Here is an 896-nt window from a genome sequence, read left to right as displayed (position 1 = left end):
GTCGGGCCGTACGGTCGTCAACCACGCCGGGGTGTTCTGCGCGGACCGGCTCGACATCGGCACCCGCTTCTTCCTGCGCCATCTGCCCGGCGCGCGGGGCGGCGGCCGGGTGGTGGACCTGGGCTGCGGCAACGGCGTCGTGGGGACGGCGGCGGCGCTGGCCGACCCGAAGGCCGAGGTGCTGTTCGTGGACGAGTCCTTCCAGGCGGTGGCGTCGGCGCAGGACACCTACCGGGCGAACGACGTGAGCGGGCACGCCGAGTTCCGGGTCGGCGACGGTCTGGCGGGCGTCCCGGCGGGCAGCGTCGACCTGGTGCTCAACAATCCGCCCTTCCACTCCCACCAGGCGACCACGGACGCCACGGCCTGGCGCATGTTCACCGGCGCCCGCCGCACCCTGCGCCCGGGCGGCGAGCTGTGGGTGGTCGGCAACCGCCACCTCGGGCACCACGTGAAGCTGCGCCGCCTGTTCGGCAACAGCGAGGTGGTCGCGTCGGACCCGAAGTTCGTGATCCTCAGGGCCGTGCGCCGGTAGGTCCCGCGCCCGCCGGAAGGCCGGCCCAGCTGCCGCTGCCTAAGCTGGCAGGAGGACACGCGCCGGCCGAGGAGGCTGCGATGGACGGGACGACGGACCGGCCGGGCGACGGATCCGCGCGGCGGTACATGCCCATCGCCGACCACGGGCTGATCGGCGACCTGCGCAGTGTGGCGCTGGTGGCGACGGACGGCACCATCGACTGGTACTGCGCGCCGCGCTTCGACGCGCCGAGCGTGTTCGCCGCGCTGCTGGACGCCGGCCGCGGGGGCTGTTTCGAGCTGGGGGCGGCCGTGCCGGCCCGCACCAAACAGTTCTACTTCCCCGACACGAACGTGCTGATCACCCGGTACTTCACCGA

At 73.5% G+C, this 896-nt stretch carries 2 protein-coding genes; both read left to right on the top strand.

The window, feature by feature from the left end:
- Positions 1-535, top strand: a 535-nt coding sequence (locus CCN29_RS33065) for a class I SAM-dependent methyltransferase (protein WP_143661452.1), incomplete at its 5' end; no start/stop codon positions are given.
- 80 nt (positions 536-615) lie between these two features.
- Positions 616-896: trehalase-like domain-containing protein (locus CCN29_RS36560; RefSeq protein WP_442538646.1), on the top strand; the 281-nt coding region annotated here is incomplete at its 3' end.

The organism is Streptomyces pseudogriseolus (genome assembly GCA_002154585.1).
GTDB lineage: Bacteria > Actinomycetota > Actinomycetes > Streptomycetales > Streptomycetaceae > Streptomyces > Streptomyces pseudogriseolus.
Note: the sequence above shows the minus strand (reverse complement) of the source record. Positions and strands in the feature narration are given on the sequence as shown.